Annotated in this window: 15 protein-coding genes; 7 read left to right on the top strand and 8 right to left on the bottom strand. The window is 68.7% G+C overall.

The window, feature by feature from the left end; translation table 11 throughout:
• Positions 1-18: 18 nt before the first annotated feature.
• The 4 genes from motA to ACO1BU_RS08755 form a co-directional block, all read right to left on the bottom strand.
• Entirely contained in the window at positions 19-885 is an 867-nt protein-coding gene (gene motA / locus ACO1BU_RS08770; protein WP_424135547.1) for a flagellar motor stator protein MotA, read from the bottom strand.
• Positions 882-1913, bottom strand: a complete 1032-nt coding sequence (locus tag ACO1BU_RS08765; RefSeq protein ID WP_424135546.1) for a flagellar motor protein MotB — start codon at positions 1911-1913, stop codon at positions 882-884. The genes motA and ACO1BU_RS08765 overlap by 4 nt, the downstream gene beginning before the upstream one ends.
• A 93-nt stretch (positions 1914-2006) precedes the next feature.
• Positions 2007-2486, bottom strand: coding sequence for a hypothetical protein (locus tag ACO1BU_RS08760; protein WP_424135545.1), 480 nt, complete (start codon positions 2484-2486; stop codon positions 2007-2009).
• Complete coding sequence (locus tag ACO1BU_RS08755) at positions 2483-3784, bottom strand: sulfite oxidase (protein ID WP_424135544.1); 1302 nt, start codon at positions 3782-3784, stop codon at positions 2483-2485. Before ACO1BU_RS08755 ends, ACO1BU_RS08760 begins: the two co-directional genes overlap by 4 nt.
• A gap of 78 nt (positions 3785-3862) precedes the next feature.
• Between ACO1BU_RS08755 and ACO1BU_RS08750 the strand changes: the two genes are divergently transcribed.
• Together ACO1BU_RS08750 and ACO1BU_RS08745 are read left to right on the top strand one after the other, a co-directional pair.
• Positions 3863-4390 carry an RNA polymerase sigma factor gene (locus ACO1BU_RS08750; protein WP_424135543.1) on the top strand — a complete coding sequence of 176 codons (528 nt, stop codon included), beginning with the start codon at positions 3863-3865 and terminating at the stop codon, positions 4388-4390.
• Positions 4387-5064, top strand: coding sequence for a hypothetical protein (locus tag ACO1BU_RS08745; protein ID WP_424135542.1), 678 nt, complete (start codon positions 4387-4389; stop codon positions 5062-5064). Before ACO1BU_RS08750 ends, ACO1BU_RS08745 begins: the two co-directional genes overlap by 4 nt.
• A gap of 16 nt (positions 5065-5080) precedes the next feature.
• Here ACO1BU_RS08745 and rdgB read toward each other — a convergent pair whose 3' ends face one another.
• Both rdgB and rph read right to left on the bottom strand, forming a co-directional pair.
• On the bottom strand, positions 5081-5695 hold the full coding sequence (gene rdgB / locus ACO1BU_RS08740; protein ID WP_424135541.1) for an RdgB/HAM1 family non-canonical purine NTP pyrophosphatase: 615 nt from the start codon (positions 5693-5695) through the stop codon (positions 5081-5083).
• Positions 5692-6432 (bottom strand): ribonuclease PH, encoded by a 741-nt coding sequence (gene rph / locus ACO1BU_RS08735; protein WP_424135540.1) that lies wholly within the window; start codon positions 6430-6432, stop codon positions 5692-5694. The genes rdgB and rph overlap by 4 nt, the downstream gene beginning before the upstream one ends.
• 378 nt (positions 6433-6810) lie before the next feature.
• Between rph and hrcA the strand changes: the two genes are divergently transcribed.
• From hrcA to ACO1BU_RS08720, 3 genes are all read left to right on the top strand, one after another.
• On the top strand, positions 6811-7905 hold the full coding sequence (gene hrcA, locus ACO1BU_RS08730) for a heat-inducible transcriptional repressor HrcA (protein WP_424135539.1): 1095 nt from the start codon (positions 6811-6813) through the stop codon (positions 7903-7905).
• A gap of 483 nt (positions 7906-8388) precedes the next feature.
• Entirely contained in the window at positions 8389-9048 is a 660-nt protein-coding gene (locus ACO1BU_RS08725; RefSeq protein ID WP_424135538.1) for a TIGR02594 family protein, read from the top strand.
• Between the two features lie 8 nt (positions 9049-9056).
• Positions 9057-9500, top strand: a complete 444-nt coding sequence (locus ACO1BU_RS08720) for a hypothetical protein (protein ID WP_424135537.1) — start codon at positions 9057-9059, stop codon at positions 9498-9500.
• 99 nt (positions 9501-9599) lie between these two features.
• Here the strand turns inward: ACO1BU_RS08720 and ACO1BU_RS08715 are convergent, their stop codons facing one another.
• Complete coding sequence (locus ACO1BU_RS08715; RefSeq protein WP_424135536.1) at positions 9600-12329, bottom strand: [protein-PII] uridylyltransferase; 2730 nt, start codon at positions 12327-12329, stop codon at positions 9600-9602.
• Entirely contained in the window at positions 12326-15022 is a 2697-nt protein-coding gene (mutS, locus tag ACO1BU_RS08710) for a DNA mismatch repair protein MutS (protein WP_424135535.1), read from the bottom strand. The genes ACO1BU_RS08715 and mutS overlap by 4 nt, the downstream gene beginning before the upstream one ends.
• 117 nt (positions 15023-15139) lie before the next feature.
• Here mutS and ACO1BU_RS08705 point away from each other — a divergent pair, with 117 nt between their 5' ends.
• A complete protein-coding gene (locus ACO1BU_RS08705) occupies positions 15140-16735 on the top strand; it encodes an ABC transporter substrate-binding protein (RefSeq protein WP_424135755.1) in 1596 nt (531 codons plus the stop codon).
• Positions 16736-16879: 144 nt separating this feature from the next.
• The gene (locus ACO1BU_RS08700; RefSeq protein ID WP_424135534.1) at positions 16880-19198 is read left to right on the top strand and encodes an NADP-dependent malic enzyme; all 2319 of its coding nucleotides are present in this window, start codon (positions 16880-16882) and stop codon (positions 19196-19198) included.
• The last annotated feature ends 446 nt before the right edge of the window (positions 19199-19644 follow it).

The raw sequence follows: 19644 nt of genomic DNA, 5'->3' as shown, positions 1-19644 counted from the left end.
CCCGCGCGTAACCGTGGTTCAGGCGATCTGCAACTCCTGAAGTGCGGACTCCAGCTCCTGGAAGCTGGGCATGTGGGAGGAGGGCGCCATCTTCCGCCCCGTTTCCACGGAGACCTGGGGCGCGTTTCCATGCAGATGGGCCACCAGAACGGCGCGGATCACCTCGAAATACTTGGTCTCCTCCTCCACCACGCCCTTCAGCCGGGCGGCCAGGGGGCCGACCACGCCATAGGCCAGAAGCACACCCAGGAAGGTGCCGACCAGCGCGCCGCCGATCATCGCGCCCAGCACGGCGGGCGGCTGGTCGATGGAGGCCATGGTCTTAATGACGCCCAGCACCGCCGCGACGATGCCCAGTGCCGGCAGGGCATCCGCCATGTTCTGCATGGCGTGGCTGGGATGCATCTCCTCCTCGCGCAGCTTCTTCAACTCCCGCGCCATCACATCCTCGATCTGGTGCGGATCATCGGCATTCATGCCGACCATGCGCAGATAGTCGCAGATGATCGCGACAGCGTGGTGATTTGCCTTGATCTTCGGGAATTTCGCGAAGGCCGGGCTATCCTCCGGCTTCTCTATATGAACCTCCAGCGCCATGGCGCCCTTGGTCTGCACCAACCGCACGAACCAGTAGAGCAGCGACAGCATCTCCACATAGTCGCCCTTATCGAAGCGGGCGCCCTTGAAGATCTTCACGAAGCCGCCGAGCGTGTGCTTCACGTCGTGCAGCGAGTTGGACATGACGAAGGCGCCCACTGCGGCGCCGCCGATCATCAGTCCTTCCAGCGGCACCGCATGCAGGATGATGTCGAACTTGCCGCCGGAGAGCGTGTAGCCGCCGAAGACAGTGATCATCGTCACCACGAAGCCGATGATCACCATCACGGAGCGGGGTTCCCGGCATTCTCCCGCAGCAGCAGGATGGAGACGCGGCGGTTGGCCGGGTTTTGCGGGTCATCCGCTAGCAGCGGTTCCCGCTCGGCCAGCCCGGTGACGCTGCGGATACGGGCCTCGGACACGCCGCCCTCGGCCAGCAGGCGCCGTGTGGCATTGGCGCGCTCGGCCGAGAGATCCCAGTTCGATCGCGCGCCCAGGCGAAAGGGCGTCGCATCGGTGTGGCCGCTGATCGCAACGGCGTTGGGCACGCGGTTGATCACCGCCGCCACCTTCGCCAGCAGCGCCCGCGCCTTGTCCCCGGGGGTGCTGCCGCCCAGGGCGAACATCGGCTGCCGCTCCGCATCCAGAAGCTGGATCCGCAAGCCTTCCGGCACCTGCTCCACCTGAAGCTGCTTCGCCAGATCAGCCAGGGCCGGATCCTCGCGCACCGCGGCGCGAATCTGCTCGGCCAGCCCGTCCAACTCGGCGCGCTCGCGACGGTCAAGCTCCTCCCGCAATGCCTCGGCGGAGGCGCGGGCCATATCGGGGCTGCCCGTTTCCTCCGCCTTGCCGGCGCTCGCCCCGCCCTGTCCTTCGGCGCGGGAGGCGATCAGTCGGGCGGGGGTGGCCGTCTCGTCATCGCCCTTCGGGCCTTCGCGCCGCTCCACAGGGGTGGCGGGGGTGTCGCTGTCATCCTCCTCCAGGTCGAAGATCACAGGGCGCGGCCCGATCTCCACTCGCACCGAGGAGGCATTCGAGGCCATCTCCCCGGCCTCATGCGGCGTGCGGCCACCGAAGGGCTGGCCCGAGCCGCTCATTCGCTGGCCCAGGACATTGGTGGGGTTGAAATAGTCAGCGAGGCCCCGGCGCTGATCCTCCGTCGTCGCGTTCAGCAGCCACATCAGCAGGAAGAAGGCCATCATCGCCGTGACGAAATCGGCATAGGCGACCTTCCAGGCGCCGCCGTGATGGCCGCCTTCCCTGCCTTCCTCCCTCCTGATGACGATAGTGGCGCCTTTGCCCCTGCCTCTTGCCACGGCCCCGCACCCGCTGTCCGACCGCAGGGTGACTCTAGGGTGTTAAAGGGCGGTTGACCGCGCGGATGCGGGCCCGGCGCATCCGCGGCAGGTTCAGTTCAGGAAGGGATTCGCGTTCCGCGGGGAGCGGCGCGGCGGAAAATGCTCGGCGAGGTAGTCCACCACCCGGGTCCGCACATCGCCCTCCAGCGGCGCCATGCCCTGCTTCTCTGTCATCCAGTCCATCAACTCGTCCCAACGCTCGCGGCTGAAGCCGCTGCGTCGGATGATCGCGGTGCTGTGGCACGCCGTGCAGCGGGCGAAGACCTCCTCCCGGGCATCGCCGGCGGGCAGGATGTCCTCGGTTTCACCCGGGTTCTGCACGGCTGCCAGGCGCTCCGCTTCCGCCTTGGCCGCCGCCGCGCGCTCGGCCGCGGCCTGGTCCGCCCGGGCAGTGGCCAGCGCCGCTGGAGTGGGCGGATAGGGCACGGGCGGCGCGGGACGTCGGGTCGAGGGCACGTCCATCGCCAGGACAAGCAGGACGAGGGCGCAGGTCGCGCCCATCATCCCCTTTTCAAGCGTGGAGAAGCTCATCCGACGAGGATCGCCGTGCGCGCCATGGCGTTTGCCGCATAGCCCTGCGGGTTCCAGTTCGCGGCCGCATGGGGCTGCATCTTTCCGTCACTGTCCGTCGCCCGCGTCCAAAGCTCGAAATACCCGTCGGAGGGCAGTTCCAGCGTGCCCTGCCAGCGCTGCCAGGCATGGCGGTTCGGCGGCTCGTTCACCCGCATCTCCATCCAGGTTGCGCCGAAATCGGAGGAGACATGGACCGCCCGAACCGTCTTGTCCCCGGCCCAGGCATGGCCACGCAGATCCAGCCGCCGCGTGCCCGCCGCAAGGCGCGAACCATGGGCGAGGTTTGTCAGCAGCCCGCGCACGGGCATGGAGGCGATGTCCACGAAATCGGCCCCATCGTTGCGGCTGCCCGGCACGATCGGCTTCACCGGCACGCGGTAGGAGGTGCCGCCCATGCCCGGCCCGTCATGCGGCGTGGGACGCAGCACGATCCGCGTCAGCCATTTCTGGGAAAGGCTGCCGGGCCAGCCCGGTGTGATGAGCCGCACGGGATAGCCATGGACCTGCGGAATGGGCTGCCCGTTCAGGCGGAAGGCAATCAGCGTTGTATCTTCCATGGCCTTTGCGATGGGCATGCCGCGGCTGATGGCGGGGCGGGAGGTATCACCGGAGAGGTGCGGGTCCGCACCGTAATGGCCGGTGAAGCGGGCCGTGTCCTTCGGCCCGGCGGCGCGGATCACGTCGCGCAGCCGCACCCCGGTCCATTCTCCGTTGGAGATGGCGCCATTGCCCCACTGGTTGCCGCGCGTCTCCGGCGTGAAGGCGGCGCGGCCATTCCCGCCGCATTCCATCTGCAACTGCAGCGTGACCACCTCGAACCGGTTCTCCAGATCGCCGAGGCTGAGGTCGAGCGGGGTGTTCACCTCGCCATCGATCTTGATGCGCCAGGTCTTCGGGTCGCCTGCGAAGCGGTCGGGAATCTGGCCGTTATTGCGGATGAAGAATTTGTCCACCGGGGTGACGTCGTCATCCAGCATCGCCTCCGGCGTTTCCGCCACCAGCGGACGCTCGCCGAGCAGGATGAGCGGCGCCTTGCCGTCCATGCGGAGCGTCGGCGTGCCGCCGGTGCCCTGGGCGAGAGCGGCGGGAAGAAGGCCCTCTGGCATCCGCGCGGCAAAAGGAATCGTGCCGCCCAGCGCGGCTCCCATGGCGGCCAGGGCCGCGCCCTTCAGCGCGCCGCGCCGGCCGAAGGCCAGGGCATCCGCCCGCTCCGGATCCTCTTGGTAAAGCTCCATGAGGCTGTGCTCGATGGTCATGGACGTTCTCTCCCTCGGAGCCCTGAACGGGCCACTGCACAGAGAACGGGCTGCCCCGTGGTTTTATTCCCGGGGCGCTTGCCGCAAGCTACCGGGGTGCGAAACCGCCATGCCTTGCTGGCCCGGCACGGGGCCAGCCTGCACCGCTATGCGCGCGCCCTGACGGGTGACCCGGATGCCGGCCAGGATCTCTGGCAGGAAGCTGCCGCGCGCTTCCTGGCCGCCCGCCGCGTGCCCGATGACGAGACGGAGGCCCGGCTCTATCTCTTTCGCTGCCTGCGAAACATCCTCATCGACCAGGCCCGGCATTCCCGCGTGGCCATGGCCCATGCGGCGGAGCAGGACGCGCTGCACGGCCAGCCCACCATCGACCCACGCGGAATGATTGCGGAGATCACGGTGCGTCAGGCCCTGGAGCGTCTGTCCCCTGATCAGCGGGAACTGGTCGCGCTGGTGGACATCGCGGGCTTCACCTATCTCGAGGCGGCCGGAACCCTGGGCATCCCGGTTGGCACCGTGATGAGCCGCCTCGCACGCGCAAGGGCGGCCATGCTGGCGGAGATCGCCGGAAGCCGCGTGGTCCCAATCCGAAGGAGCGCGCCGTGAAATCTGCGGATGAGATGATGAGCGCGCTGCTGGATGGCGAGCTGTCGCCCCCGGCCGCCGCAGAGACCGCCGAAGCGCTGGCGGCCGATCCCGTCCTGGCCGCACGCTTCGCGGCCCTGGCCCGGCTGCGGGCCGTGACCTCAGCCCTGGATGCCGGGTTGCCCGCGCCCTCCCTTCCCACCATGCCAACCCCGGCCTTTCGCCCACGCATGGCCTGGGCCGCCGCGGCGGCGGTCTGCGTCGTGGTCGGCCTCGGAGCCGCCCTGGCCTGGCCCTCGGCCCAGGTGCCGGTCGTCGAGGCCCATCGGCGCTTCCTGGCCGAGACGGTGCGGCCGGCGGTGCAGGGCTTCACCCCGCCGGACCTCACCGCGGCCGGCCTGCGGCTTGTTTCGGTGGAGCCGGTCGGCGGCGGCTTCCATGCCGGCTATGTCGGGCCTCGGGGTTGCCGGTTGGGCATCTGGACCGGTCCTTCGGGCGCGCTGCCCGCCACGGCCCCGCCGGGCTGGCAGGTGCAGGTCCTCCGGCACGGCCAGGGCGAGGCGGTCTGGATCGCCGCCGATGTCTCGATGGAGCGGGACCGCTTCCTGGCTCTGGGTCGCGCGGTGAATGGCGAGGCCGGGGTGGAAACCTTGCTGGCCCTCGGCGGGGCAGGCACCCCGCCCTGCCGCGCCTGACGAGCGCCCGCCGACTTCAGTGCTTCGGCAGGCAGGCCTCGGAGAGCAGGCGGAAGGCGGCCGCGCGGTGGCTGATCGCGTGCTTCCGGGCCGGGTCCATTTCCGCGAAGCTCTGCGCCTCGCCATCTGGGATGAACATGGGGTCGTAGCCGAAGCCCTTGTCACCACGCGGTGGCCAGATCCACTGGCCAGGGCACTCGCCCAGGAAGGCCTCCACATGCCCGTCCGGCCAGGCCAGTACGAGGGCGCAGGAGAACCAGGCCTTGCGGTCCGGCGCGTGGCGGGCCAGCTGTTCCACCTTCGTCATGGCCTTGGCGTAGTCGCGCGTGCCGTCCGGCTGCTCCGCCCAGTCGGCGGTGTAGACCCCCGGCGCGCCGTCCAGAGCCGAGACGGAGAAGCCGGAATCATCGGCCATGGACACCATGCCGCTCGCCTTGGCGGCAGCCTGGGCCTTGAGCGTGGCGTTGCCGATGAAGGTGGTTTCCGTCTCGTCCGGCACGGGCAGGCCCAGTTCGCCGGCCGTCACCACCTCGATCCCATGCTCTGCCAGCAGTGCGGCCACCTCCCGCGCCTTGCCGGCATTATGAGTGGCGAGGCAGAGGCGCTTCTCGGTAAGGATGCGGTGACTCACAGCCCGACCGCCGCCCGCTGCGCCGCGAAGAGCTCCGTCGTGCCCTTGCGGGCCAGGTTGAGCAGGTTCGTCAGCTCGGATTCAGTGAAGGGCGCGCCTTCGGCGGTGGCCTGGATCTCCACGATTCCTCCCTTGCCCGTCATGACGAAATTACCGTCGGTATGGGCGGCGCTGTCCTCGGCATAGTCCAGGTCCAGCACCGGCACGCCCTCATGAATGCCGCAGGAGATGGCGGCAACCTGATCCACCAGCGGGTTGCGCGACATGATGTTTGCCTTCCGGCAATGCTCGAAGGCCTGGTGAAGCGCCACCCAGGCGCCGGTGATGGCGGCGCAGCGTGTACCGCCATCGGCGGTCAGCACGTCGCAATCCAGGGTGACGGTAATCTCGCCCATGGCTGCGCGATCTGTCACGGCGCGAAGGCTGCGGCCGATCAGGCGCTGGATTTCCTGGGTGCGGCCGGACTGCTTGCCGCGCGCCGCCTCACGGTCGCCGCGGCTATGGGTGGCGCGGGGAAGCATGCCATATTCTGCCGTGACCCAGCCCAGGCCCTTGCCGCGCATGAAGGAGGGCACCCGGCCCTCCACGCTGGCCGTGCAGAGCACCTCGGTCACGCCCATGCGAATGAGGCAGGATCCTTCGGCGTGCCGGGCGACGCCGGGCTCCAGCTTCAGCTCTCGGAGCTGGTCGGGGGCGCGGCCGGAGGGGCGGAGAGCCCCGGGGGCGGTGACGGACATTCGGCGGGCCTCTCCTGGCAGGGAGGCGGGAGGAACACGCCCACCCCACCCCCTGTCAACGCCGCCTCCGCCGAGGGCAGGTCGCCCGGCGGCAGCCACAGCGTGAGCATGGTGGCCCAGGCCCCCACTGAGGGAAGCCCCCGGCCCTGTAGCCCCCTGTATCCCGACCTGTCCCGCGCGTTGTCCATGGTGGCCTCCGCTTCAGGCCCATATTGGAGCCCTCGGGTTGAGACGGAAGAATGTCCCGACCGTGACCGAATGTGGCACCTGTGCCTTACGGCCGCCTGACCGCCGATCCGTGATGGCATGTCGTTGACGTGCCACATGCCCCTCCCTAGCTTTCAAGGTCCGGTAGTCTTAACGGAGTCAGGCAGCAGAATGGGCGCACAGCCCAACCAACGTCCCGGAATTGTTCCGTCCAAGGCCGCGAGCACCGGGACGCTCCTGCCAGGCCTGGATACTCGCAGCGCGTCGATTCTGCGCCAGTTGGTGGAACTTTACGTCGAAACCGGCGAGCCGGTGGGCAGCCGCACTCTCTCGCGCAGGCTGCCTGTCGCGCTTTCCCCCGCCACTATCCGCAACGCCATGGCCGATTTGGAGGAGGCGGGGCTGCTCTACGCGCCCCACACTTCGGCCGGTCGCCTGCCGACCGAGCGCGGGCTGCGGCTCTTTGTCGACGGGCTATTGGAATTCGGCGACCTGACGGATGACGAGCGGGAGGCCATCGCCGCCCGTTGCGCTGCCTCCGGCCGCTCCATGCAGGATACGCTGGCTGAAGCCGGGCAGATGCTGTCCGGCCTCGCCGGCGCGGCGGGGCTGGTGGTGGCGCCAAGCGCGGAAGCGAGTGTCCGCCATATTGAGTTCGTCGCCCTCGGGCCCGGCCGTGCCCTGGTGGTGCTGGTTGGCGAGCGCGGCCAGGTGGAGAACCGCATCATCGAGGTGCCGCCTGGTCTTCCCGCCGGCGCCTTGGCTCAGGCCGGGAATTACCTCAACGCCCGGCTGAACGGCCGGACGCTGGAGGATACGCGCAGCCTCGTCGAGGCCGAGATCGCCGCCAACCGTACGGCGCTGGACGAGCTGACCAATCAGGTCGTGCAATCCGGCCTTGCGACCTGGGCGGGCGGGGGAGGGGGTTCCCTGATCCTGCGCGGCCAGTCGCGCCTGCTGCAGAACCTGGATCAGGCGGCGCGGGTCGCGGAGATCCAGTCCCTGTTTGACCGGCTGGAGGCGCAGGAGACGATGCTGCGCCTATTGGAGCTGGCCCAGCGCGGCCAGGGCGTGCAGATCTTCATCGGCGCCGAGAGCGGCGTCTTCGACACGGCCGGGCTCTCCATGGTGGTGGCGCCCTTCCGCAACGGGCAGGAGCGCATCGTCGGTGCGATCGGCGTGATCGGACCGACGCGGATCAATTATGGCCGTGTGATCCCGGTGGTGGATTACACGGCCCAGGTAATCGGGCGGATGCTGGGCTGATCGGGTGTTCCTGAACGACTGCGCCGCTGCCGCTCCGCCGGGATCCAGCTGACCCGGTGGCCAAGCCTTTCGGAGATCGTTCGGAGGGCCGGAAATCCTTCGTAAATATTTGATAATTCAGTGGATTGACTGGTTCCACAAAAGCAACGATGGAGTCTCGGGAAGGCTGGTGTCGGTAACCGGCTGGAGGAGGTTCCCTTGCTGCCAGGCCCAACTCGCCAGGTCAGGATCGAGAACGCGACGGCTGCGCTCCACTCCGACCTCATTTTGATCTCTGGCGCATACCCCGTTCGGGCTGTCCTCCCGGGCGCTGTCAGCGCGCGTCGGCCCCACTGCCAGCCCTGATACCGCCCACCCGGCACAGCACCGCGCCGGGGAAACTGTCTACTCCGCATGAAGTCCGGCGAGGCCGGACAGTAGCGGGAAGGGCCGCCACATCGCGGGCCCGACATCCGTGCCACCTCGTTCGGGAGAGAATGCCAGATGAACACGTCGGAAGCGTTAAGGCAGTTGCAGCGGCAACTGAACTCCGTGCTCAAGCCATCGCCGGGCCTGGTGGTGGACGGCAAAATGGGCCCGAAAACCCGGGCGGCGCTGGCCCGCTACAGCGCTCTTAAGGAGAAGACAGGCCAGAATGATGGTGGGCTCGTGGTTGCCAATGACTCGGGTGCTTCCCCGCCTGCAATCGCGGGCGAGGCGCTGAGCGAGCGCTGGATGAGCATCGCGCAGGGAGAGCTCGGAACCGCCGAGATCGCCGGTGCCCTGCATAACCCGCGCATCGTCGAGTACCACTCGACCACCACCTTCAACGCGAAGACGGACGAGGTGGCGTGGTGCTCCTCCTTCGTGAACTGGGTGATTCGGAAGGCCGGCTATGTCGGCACCAACAACGCTCTTGCGTCGAGCTGGATGGGTTGGGGGATGGCGACCGAGCCGCGCTACGGGGCGATCACGGTCATCAAACGTAAGGGCGCGTCGAGCGACGCCGCTACGGGGTCCAACACGGGTTTCCATGTCGGCTTCATGATCGAGAGCAAGCCGACCCGCATCAAGCTGCTGGGCGGCAACCAGAGCAATAGGGTCAAGCTGTCGCCTTATGATTTCTCCGAGTACGAGGTAAAGGCCGTGCGATGGCCCGTTTAGGAGCGCTGATGGCGCTGCTTCTGCTCGGTGGGGCCGCTAATTGCGCGGATGCCGTCAGTGTCCAGCCATCGCAGCGCGAAGCGGCCGAACCGGCTTCCTTCGCGACCTTCTGGCCCGGGTTCCGGGAGGCGCTGCTCGCCGGGGATGCCGTCCGCCTCGCGCGAGCGACACAACTACCGCTCGAAGTGCGCGGCGAGGCTGACAGCGATCGCCTGCCGTCAGTCGATGCTCGCTCGCTCGGGGCCTTCCTGCAAAGAGTGCTGGCGAGCGATACCGGCCTGGACCTCCGCGGAAGCCTAACCAACCGGCAACTCGTGGAAAGGGTCGGCGCCAGCCTCACACCCCATCCCGGCGTGACCTCCGGGGGCGGCATGGCACGGGTGGGCGACTTCGAGTTTGCCCGGACGTCGCAGGGCTGGCGGTTACGGGCCGTCTATGCCGGTAAGGGCTGACTCCACCACCGGACGGATTGCCCGTGAATGCACGACGATGCGCGCTGTCGGGCGGACCTGCCCGGCAGCCGTCCTGGGCTGGAGCCAGCCGGCCGCCCCTCAGGCCGCCTCCGCTGCCGCCGTGGCCATCGCCTCCAGTATGGCGCCGCGCAGCGCCTCCAGCTTGCGCTCGTTCTCCAGCTTCAGGCCGAACAGGTTTTTCACGTAAAAGACGTCCACCGCCCGCACGCCATAGGTCGTGACATGGGCGGAGGCGATCTGCACGCCCTGGCTGGAAATAGCGGCGGTCACGTCATGCAGCAGGCCCGGGCGGTCGCGCCCGTTCACCTCGATCACGGTGTGCGTGTTGCTCGCATGGTTGTCGATCACGACACGGGGCGGCACCGTCACGGCGCGCAGCCGCGCGGGCTCGCGCTTCACCTTGCTGATCTCCTCGGCGATCCGTATCCGGCCGGACAGGGTCTGCTCGATGATCACGGAAAGCCGCGCCAGGCGATGCGGCGCGTCCAGCGCGCCGCCCGCGGCGTCCTGTACCCAGAAGGTGTCCAGCGCCATGCCATTGGTCATGGTATGGATCCGGGCATCGACGATGCTGGCGCCGCCCACGGCGAGCGCACCCGCGATCTGGCTGAACAGCCCGGGGTGGTCGGCGGTGTAGACCGTCACCTCCGTCACCGCGCGATCCTCCAGCACCTCGGTGCGGACTGTCAGCGGCGCGCCGGTGCACTCCGCCTCCCGGATCATGGCGGCGTGGCGCGCATGGGTGTCGGGATCGAAGGATAGCCAGTAGCCCGGGTAACCCAGGGAGAGGAAATGCTCCACCTCCTGCGTCGGGCGGCCCTCCAACGCGGCCGAGGCGGCTTCCCGCGCGCGGGCCACGCGCACGTCGCGCTCGGGCACGGAAAGGCCGCCGGCCAGAACCTCGGCCACGCGCCAGTAGATCTCGCGCAGCAGGGTGGCCTTCCAGCCGTTCCAGACCTTGGGTCCGACCGCTCGCATGTCGCAAACCGTCAGCACCAGCAGCAGGCGCAGCCGCTCCGGCGATTGCACCACCTCCGCTAGGTCGAGGATGGTCTTGGGATCGTCGATGTCGCGCTTGAAGGCGGTCTGGCTGACCAGCAGGTGATTTAGCACCAGCCAGGAGACGGTCTCCGTCTCCTCTGGGGAAAGGCCGAGCCGCGGGCAGAGTTCCTGCGCGATGCCGGCGCCCAGTTCCGAATGGTCGCCGCCACGGCCCTTGGCGATGTCATGCAGCAGGATGGCGGCATAAAGGGCGCGGCGGGATTGCAACTGCCCTACCAGTTCCGAGGCGACGGGGGCGATATTATCCAGCTCCCCGCGCTCCAGCGCGTTCATCACGCCCACCGCCTCGATGGTGTGCTCCTCCACGGTGAAAACGTGGTAGGTGTCAAATTGCATCAGCCCGACGATGCGAGCCCATTCCGGGATGAGGCGGGAGAGCACCCCGGCCTCGTTCAGCGCACGCAGGCAATGGCCGCTGTTCTTGCCCGTCAGGATGTCGAGAAAGATGGTGTTCGCCGCCTTCTGCCCGCGCAGGCGGGCGGCGTAGCGGGCGTTGCGGATCAGGGCACGCAGGCCCAGCGGATGGATCTCCAGCCCCCGGTCCCGCGCCATCCGGACGATGCGCAGCATAACCGCCGGATCAGCCGCAATATCGTGTTCCGGGGCGAAGAGTAGCTTGCCATCGGCCAGGGTCAGCCCCGCCCGGCGCATCGCCTCATCCGGGGCGGGCTGCAAGGCCGGCATGCCCAGCGCCGCGCGCTCGATCGCCGGTTCCAGCAGGCGTTTCAGGCGCACCACCTCACGCGCGGTGAGGAAGAGGTGCTTCATGAAGCGCTCCACCCCGTCCTGCTTGCCATGGCGTGTATAGCCCATCCGGGCGCCGACCACGGGCTGCAGGTCGAAGGTCAGGCGCTCCTCGGCCCGGCCGGTGACGTAATGGAGGTGGAAGCGCACCGACCAGAGAAAGGACCAGGCGCGGCGGAAGGCGCGAGCCTCCTGGGCCGTCAGCAGCCCGCCGCCCGGGCTTTCCGGCCCCACCAGCTGCCACATTTTCTCGACCCCGAAGGCGTAGCGGGCCAGCCAGTACATGGTCTGGAGGTCCCGCAGCCCGCCGCGCCCCTCCTTGATATGGGGCTCGACCAGATAAGGGCTGTCGCCATAGCGGCGGTGGCGCAGGCCGCGCTCGATCTGCTTGGCGTGCAGGAACTGGCCAAGGCCCCACTCGGCTCGCGACTGGGTATAGGCGGCCTCGAACCGGTCATAAATGTCCCGGTCACCTTCCAGGTAGCGCGCATCCAGCAGGGCGGTCTGGACCGTGGTGTCCGCCTTCGCATCCACCAGGCACTCGGCGATGGAGCGTGTGGCGTGCCCCACCTTCACCCCGAGATCCCAGAGCAGGTAGAGCATGAACTCCACCGTCCGGCGGCCATGGGCGTCCAGCGGCGCGTCGGAGACGAAAAGCAGGTCGATATCGGAGTAAGGGGCGAGGGTGCCACGCCCATAGCCGCCGGTCGCCGCCAGGGCGAAGGCCGGCTTCGCCCCAGGGCCGGCGATGGCTGCCAGACTGTAGCGCAGGATGGCCGCGATCAGCCCGTCCATCTCGCCCGCGAGCGCTCGGGCGGCGGTCAGGCCGGCGAGATTTTCACGCTCGAAGCGCTCCTGCATCCCGGATTGGATGCGGCTGAGATGGCGCCGCAGGAGAAGCAGCGCGGCATCACGGCTAGGAACTGGTGAGGCATCGAGCCCGTCCAGCTCCGGCAACGGCGCGACAGGTGCTTCGGCAGCGCCGAGGCCAGCGGTGTTCATTTGACGGAAGATAAGGAGTCGCGCTGCGTTGCAACAGACGTCTCACGCTCCTGAAGCAATGATTTGAGGCGATACAGTGCCTCCAGCGCCTCGCGTGGCGCCATAGCATCAGGGTCCAGGGTCTCCAGCGCGGTTCGGAGGACGTCCGGCTCTCCCGCTGGCTGCGGCCGGGCCGCTGCCCCGGCAGCGAAGAGCGGCAACTCGCCCGAGAGCGGGTCCAGCCCCCGCGCCCGCTCCTCCAGCGAGGTCAGCACCACCTCGGCCCGGGCCACGACGTCACGCGGAACACCCGCCAACCGGGCCACATGCAGGCCCCATGAGCGTTCCGAGGCGCCCGGCCCAACCAGGTGCTGGAACACGACCTGCCCCCGGTGCTCCCGCACTTTCATGGCGGCCGGGGTCAGTTCCGGCAGCTTCCCGGCCAGGGCCGTCAGCTCATGGAAATGGGTGGCGAAGAGGGTGCGGGAGCGCAGCCGGTCATGCAGCGCCTCCAGCACCGCCCAGGCGATGGCGAGCCCATCCCAGGTGGCGGTGCCACGCCCGACCTCGTCCAGCACCACGAAGCTGCGCGGGCCAGCCTGGTTCAGTACGGCGGCCGTCTCGCTCATCTCCACCATGAAGGTGGAGCGGCCGCCGGCAATGTCGTCGGCCGTGCCAACGCGGGAGAAGAGCCGGTCGACCAAGCCGATCCGGGCCGATTCGGCGGGAACATAGAGCCCGGCCTGGGCCAGCACGACCATCAGAGCGTTCTGGCGAAGATAAGTGGACTTGCCCGCCATATTGGGGCCGGTCAGCAGGCAGAGGCGCCGGCCCGGCGAGAGGTCGGCGTCATTCGGCACGAAGGCCGGGCCGCGATTCCGGCGCAGCGCCGCCTCCACCACGGGATGGCGGCCCTGGGTGATGCAGAAATCCGGGCGCTCCGGCATCTCCGGCCGGCACCAGCCGCCGCTGGCAGCCAGTTCGGCGGAAGCGGCGTGGACATCGATCTCCGCCACGGCCCGGGCGGCGGAGGCGATGCCCTGGGCGGCGTCGAGGCAAAGCTTGCGGAGATGCCGGATCACCAGCGCCTCCCGCTTCCCGGCCTCGTCCCGCGCCTGGGAGAGCTTGCGGTCCAGCTCGGACAGCGCGCCGCAGGTGAAGCGGTGGGCGCTGGCCATGCTCTGGCGGTGGATGGGCGCCATGGGACCCGGGGCGGGCTTCTGCCGGAGCAGGACCTCGCCCGCCGCTGCCGGAACCTCTGCCAGAAAGCCAAGCTGCTGGTGATGCTTGATCTTCAGGCTGGCGACCCCCCAGGCCTGGGCCAGATCCATCTGCAGGGCCAGGATCGCGCCGCGCGCGTCGTCCCGCAGACGGCGCAGCGCGTCCAGTTCGCCGTCATAGCCAGGGCCGATCACCCCACCATCCTCCAGCCGGGCGGGCAGGTCTGCGGCCAGGGCGCGGGTCAGCTCGGCACGAGGAGAATTTTTCGGCACCAGCGCCTTGCTGGCCTCCTGCAGGAGGGGCGGGATGGGCGGCACCCCGGCGGCATCGCCGATCGCAGCCTGCATCGCCTCGGCCCGGGCGAGGCCGTCGCGCAGGCTGGCCAGGTCACGCGGAAAGAAGCGCTCGACCGAGAGGCGGCCGAGGGCGCGGGCCATGTCGGGTGCGCCCTTCAGTGCCTCCCGAAGCCCGGCCCGCACGCTGGTGGCGGCCAGGAGGAAAGCGACCGCATCATGCCGGGCGGCGATCGGGCCCGCCTCGGCCAGGGGGGCGGCAAGGCGGGAGGCCAGTTCTCGTGCCCCGGCGGCGGTCAGGGTCCGGTCCACCGCGCCCAGCAGGCAATCCTTGCCGCCGCGCTCAGCCTTTAGGATCTCCAGGGAGCGGCGGGTGGCGGCGTCCATCCGCAGCGTGCCCTCGCCGCCACGGGACTCCGGCGGGGCAAGGCGGGGGAGGGAGCCGCCGGAGGTGGAGCGCACATAATCCAGCGCCATGGCCAGGGCGGATGTTTCACCCTCGGTGAAGCTGCCAAAGGCGGAGAGGCTGGCGACGCCCCAGGCCTCGGCCGCCAGCCGGGCGCCGTCGCGCGGCGGGGCAGCCTCCCGCACCAGCCCGCCCAGGGGGGTGAGGGCATCGCCGGCCGCCAGGGATTCCGGCGCCACCACTTCAGCGGGGTCCAGCCGGGCCAGCAGGGCCCCGAGTTCCCCGGCATTCAGGCTCTCCGTACAGACGCTGCCCGTGGAGATATCCAGCCAGGCGGCGCCGATGCGCTCTGCGCCCTCCGGCACCAGGGCCAGCAGCCAGGAGGGGCGCCCGCCTTCCAGCAGCGCCTCCTCCGTTACCGTGGCGGGAGTGACGATCCGCACCACCTCCCGCCGTACGGCCGGGGCCTTGCGGGCCTTGGCGGCCTCGGGAGTTTCCATTTGCTCGCAGATCGCGACTCGGAAACCACGGCGGATCAGGCGGGCGAGATAGGCCTCCATGGCATGCACGGGCACGCCGGCCATGGGCACAGGCTGGCCGTTATGCTCGCCCCGATGCGCGACGGCGAGGCCGAGCGCCTCTCCCCCAGTGATGGCGTCCCCGAAGAACAGCTCGAAGAAATCGCCCATGCGGAAGAAGATCAGCGCATCAGGATGCGCCTGTTTGGCGGCGAACCATTGCGCCATGGCAGGGGTCGCGCCGTCGGCGCTGGGAATGGGCGGGGCGGCGTCCATGGGCGGACTCCTAGGTTGCGCCGCGGCATCGGTCCAGCGCTTGCCTCACATCGCTGCGCCGGCGCAGGCTCGGGGAAAACGGCCCGCGCAGGGCCTTGCGGGAGAATGTTCATGCCCATGCTGGATCGCCGAAGCCTGCTTCGTGCCGGGGCCGCCACTGCCGGGACGGCCAGTTTGGGCGGGCTGGCCGCCCCGGCCCTGGGCCAGGATGCGCGCGCAGGCACGATGCGCTTCGTGCCGCAGGCGAATCTGACAAGCCTGGACCCGGTCTGGACCACCGCCACCGTCACCGGCAATCACGGCTACTACGTGTTCGACACGCTCTATGCCGTGGATGCGCAGAATCGCCCGCGTCCGCAGATGGTGGAGGGACATGAGGTGCTGGAGGACGGGCGCCGCTGGCGCTTCCGCCTGCGCGAGGAGCTGCGCTTCCATGATGGCGAGCCGGTGCGCGCCGCCGACTGCATCGCCAGCATCAAGCGCTGGTCGGTGCGCGACCCCTTCGGCCAGCTTCTCGCCCGCACCGTGGCGGAGTGGCGCGCCCTGGACGACCGGAGCTTCGAGGCCCGGCTGAACCGCCCCTTCCCGCTGATGCTGGATGCGCTGGCCAAGCCCGATGCCAGCGTGTGCTTCATCATGCCGGAGCGCCTGGCGGCCACGGACCCGACGCGCGGCGTGACGGAGATGATCGGCTCCGGCCCCTATCGCTTCCTGCCCGGGGAGTACAATTCCGGCTCCCGCGTCGTGTATGAGAAGTTCGAAGGCTACTTGCCTCGCCAGGAGCCGCCGGAGCGTGCCTCGGGCGGCAAGGTGGCCCATCTCCGGCGGATCGAATGGCATGTCATTCCCGATGCCTCCACAGCCGCCGCGGCCCTGATCAATGGCGAGGTGGACTGGTGGGAGCGCCCATTGTCGGATCTGCGCCCGATGCTTTCCCGCAATCGCGAGATCCGGCAGGAGATCCTGGATGTGGAGGGAAGACTGGCGCTGATGCGGCTGAACTGCCTGCAGCCGCCCTTTGATGATGTGCGGCTGCGCCGGGCCGTGCGGCTCTCGGTCATGCAGGAGAACTACATGCGCGCGGCCCAGGGCGACGACGCCTCGCTCTGGAGCGATTGCCGCAGTCTCTATCCCCGGCGAACGCCCTATTACCGCGATCATCCCGACCTGATGCCCGGCAGCCTGGATGCCGCCCGTGCTGCGCTGCGGGATGCCGGCTACAGCAATGGCAAGGTGGTTATCATCAACCCGACCGACTTCCCCGATATTGGGCCGCTGGGCCAGGTAACGGCCGATGCGCTGCGCCGGATCGGGATGAATGTGGAACTGGCGGAGAGTGACTGGGGCACGGTGATCCAGCGCCGCAACTCGCGGGAGCCGGTGGAACGCGGGGGCTGGAGTATTTTCCACACCACCGGCAGCTCCAACACCTATGGGTCGCCTGCCATGTCGCCCCTCATCCGCGGTCAGGGCGAGGCAGGCTGGTTCGGCTGGTGGAAGAGCGACCGGGCGGAGGCGCTGACGGCGGAGTGGATCGACGCGCCCGACGACGCCACCCGTGCCCGCAGCGCCGGGGAACTGGGCCGACTGGCGCTGGATGAGGTCGCAACGATCCCGCTGGGGCAGTTCACCATCCGCACAGCCTTCCGGCGCAACCTGACTGGCATGCTGGAGGGCAGCACGCCTTATCCCTGGAACATCCGCCGCGTCTGACCCGCTGGTGCGGCGCGGCCGGTCTGCTATGCCGCGGTGCAGCAACGGGAAGGCCCGTCATCGGCATTCCCGCGAGCGTCCTGACGCGCTAAACGCGGCGTTCCTGGTACCCTATGGTGGGGCAGGTGGCGGGAGAATGAGCGGATGGACGACGCGCGACGCACCGGAAACGGGGATTCCCGCACCGCCCGCATCACCCGCGAGGAAGCGCTGGCCATGCATGCCGAGGGCAAGCCCGGCAAGCTGGAAATCCGCCTCACCAAGCCACTCGCCACTGCGCGCGACCTGTCGCTTGCCTATTCGCCGGGCGTGGCCGAGCCCTGCCTGGAAATTCACCGGGACAAGTCGCTGGCCTATGATTACACGGCCAAGGGCAACATGGTGGCCGTCATCTCGAACGGCACGGCGGTGCTGGGCTTGGGCGATCTGGGTGCGGTTGCCAGCAAGCCGGTGATGGAAGGCAAGGCGGCGCTGTTCAAGCGCTTCGCCGAGGTGGATTCCATCGACCTCTGCGTGGACACGGCGGACGTCGAGGAGTTCATCAACTGCGTTCGCTATCTCGGCCCGTCCTTCGGCGGCATCAACCTTGAGGATATCAAGGCACCCGAGTGCTTCGTGATCGAGCAGCGCCTGCGCGAGATCATGGACATTCCGGTTTTCCATGACGACCAGCACGGCACTGCCATCGTTGCCGCCGCCGGGCTGATCAATGCCTGCCACCTGACAGGGCGCGATCTGAAATCCACCACGCTGGTGATCAACGGCGCGGGCTCCGCCGCCATCGCCTGCGCGGAGCTGCTGCGGGCCATGGGCATGCGGCCGCAGAACATCACCATGTGCGACACCAAGGGCGTGCTCTATCGTGGCCGTACCGAGGGCATGAACCAGTGGAAGTCGGCCCACGCCAACGACACCGAGGCGCGGACCTTAACCGAGGCGCTGAAGGGTGCCGACGCCTTCTTCGGCCTGTCCAAGAAGGGCGCCGTGACGCCGGACATGGTGCGCGCCATGGCCGACAAGCCGATCATCTTCGCCATGGCCAATCCAGATCCGGAGATCACGCCGGATGAGGCCAAGGCCGCGCGCCCGGACTGCATCGTGGCGACGGGCCGCTCGGATTATCCGAACCAGGTGAACAACGTCCTGGGCTTTCCCTTCATCTTCCGGGGCGCGCTGGATGTTCGCGCGACCACGATCAACGAGCACATGAAGATCGCAGCCGCCGAAGCACTGGCGATGCTCGCGCGGGAAGACGTGCCGGAGGAAGTGGCGGGCGCCGGCGGCGGTGCCGGGCTGCGCTTCGGCCCGGACTACATCATCCCCCATGCCTTCGACCCGCGCCTGATTTCGCGCGTCTCGCCCGCCGTGGCCAAGGCCGCGATGGAGAGCGGCGTCGCGCGCAAGCCCATCATCGACCTGCAGCAATACGCCCGCATGCTGGCGCAGAAGCTGGACGCGGCGAGCGGCGCGTTGGAGGCGATCACCGAGCGCGTGCGCCAGAATCCGCGCCGCGTGGTCTTCGCCGAGGGCGAGGAGGAAAAGACAATCCGCGCCGCGATCGCCTTTCGCAATGCGGGCTATGGCACGCCGGTGCTGGTGGGGCGCGAGGAGCGCATCCACGCCACTGTCGCCGCGCTCGGCATTCCGCTGCCGGATGGCATCGAGATCCACAATGCCGCGCTGTCGGGCAGCAACCGCCGCTACGCCGAATATCTCTACGCGCGGAAGCAGCGCGAAGGCTTCCTGTTCCGCGACGTGCAGCGCGCCGTGAACCTGGACCGCAACGTCTTCGCCGCATGCATGCTGGCGATGGGCGATGCGGATGCGATGGTCACCGGCACCACGCGTTCCTACAACGCGGCCCTGAAGCAGATCAGCCTGGCGATCGATCCCGCCCCGGCCTCGGATGGTGGAAAGGGCGTGCTCTTCGGCCTCAGCCTGATGCTCACCCGCCGCATGGGCACGGTGCTGCTGGCCGATACCGCGATCCATGAGCGCCCGGATCCCGAGACGCTTGCCGAGATTGCCGTGCAATCCGCCGCCCAGGCCCGGCGTTTTGGCCTCGTGCCGCGCGTGGCGTTCCTGTCCTTCTCCACCTTCGGCGACCCGCGCGGCAGCGTGATCCCGGAATCGGTGCGACGCGCCGTGCAGCTTCTCGATACGCGCGGCGATGTCGGCTTCGAGTATGAGGGCGAGATGGCGGCCGATGTCGCGCTCGATCCACAGATCCGCGCCCTCTATCCCTTCTGCCGTCTCACGGGGCCGGCCAATGTGCTGGTAATGCCAGGGCTGCACGCGGCCCATATCCTCAGCAAGACCATTCCCCGCCTGACCAACGCCCCGGTCATCGGGCCGCTGCTGATGGGGCTGTCGAAGCCGGCGCAGATCCTGTCGATCGCCTCGGGCGTGAACAACATCCTGGATATGGCCTGCCTCGCGGCGCACGACTCTCTGGCGAAGTAAGGGGGGCGAAGTAGGGACTGTTGGGGCTGCGCCCGAGGTCGTGGACCTCAGGCGACCGGGAAGTCAGCCCTTGCTGTGCGGCCAGAGCATTATTCGTTCACATGCGTTCATTCCAAATGCTCTGGCTTCTGTCTTCGAGCAGATTCGCGTTTCGGTGATCCCGCCCTGCAGCAATTTGCCCGAGCCGTCGCTGTTTTTACCCCTTGGACAGGCGCAGTCTCAGGCGCCCCGACTGGCAGCCCGACTGGCCAGCTCCGCCCTCAAAGCTTCCAGCTTGGCGGCGGAAGATGCGATCTGCCGATCAAGCTGATCATCGCTCAGACCCCGTTTGAGAATGCAGTTCCGGCCTGGGTTGGGCCGGTCTGCATGGCCACATAGGCGGGATGTGGACCAAGGAGCACCGTGCGCGGCAGCTGGCGTTTGAGCGGGGCCGGCGCTACCCGACT

The sequence above is a fragment of the Roseomonas chloroacetimidivorans genome (genome assembly GCF_049629625.1).
Classification (GTDB): domain Bacteria; phylum Pseudomonadota; class Alphaproteobacteria; order Acetobacterales; family Acetobacteraceae; genus Roseomonas; species Roseomonas chloroacetimidivorans.
This window is presented reverse-complemented; position numbering and strand designations above follow the sequence as displayed.

Excerpts from the sequence above, each read along its gene's own strand:
- ACO1BU_RS08760 (WP_424135545.1), bottom strand. The coding sequence starts at position 2,486 with ATGAGCTTCTCCACGCTTGAAAAGGGGATGATGGGCGCGACCTGCGCC.
- ACO1BU_RS08755 (WP_424135544.1), bottom strand. The coding sequence starts at position 3,784 with ATGACCATCGAGCACAGCCTCATGGAGCTTTACCAAGAGGATCCGGAG.
- rph (WP_424135540.1), bottom strand. The coding sequence starts at position 6,432 with ATGTCCGTCACCGCCCCCGGGGCTCTCCGCCCCTCCGGCCGCGCCCCC.
- hrcA (WP_424135539.1), top strand. The coding sequence starts at position 6,811 with ATGGGCGCACAGCCCAACCAACGTCCCGGAATTGTTCCGTCCAAGGCC.
- ACO1BU_RS08725 (WP_424135538.1), top strand. The coding sequence starts at position 8,389 with ATGAACACGTCGGAAGCGTTAAGGCAGTTGCAGCGGCAACTGAACTCC.
- ACO1BU_RS08720 (WP_424135537.1), top strand. The coding sequence starts at position 9,057 with ATGGCGCTGCTTCTGCTCGGTGGGGCCGCTAATTGCGCGGATGCCGTC.
- ACO1BU_RS08715 (WP_424135536.1), bottom strand. The coding sequence starts at position 12,329 with ATGAACACCGCTGGCCTCGGCGCTGCCGAAGCACCTGTCGCGCCGTTG.
- mutS (WP_424135535.1), bottom strand. The coding sequence starts at position 15,022 with ATGGACGCCGCCCCGCCCATTCCCAGCGCCGACGGCGCGACCCCTGCC.
- ACO1BU_RS08705 (WP_424135755.1), top strand. The coding sequence starts at position 15,140 with ATGCTGGATCGCCGAAGCCTGCTTCGTGCCGGGGCCGCCACTGCCGGG.
- ACO1BU_RS08700 (WP_424135534.1), top strand. The coding sequence starts at position 16,880 with ATGGACGACGCGCGACGCACCGGAAACGGGGATTCCCGCACCGCCCGC.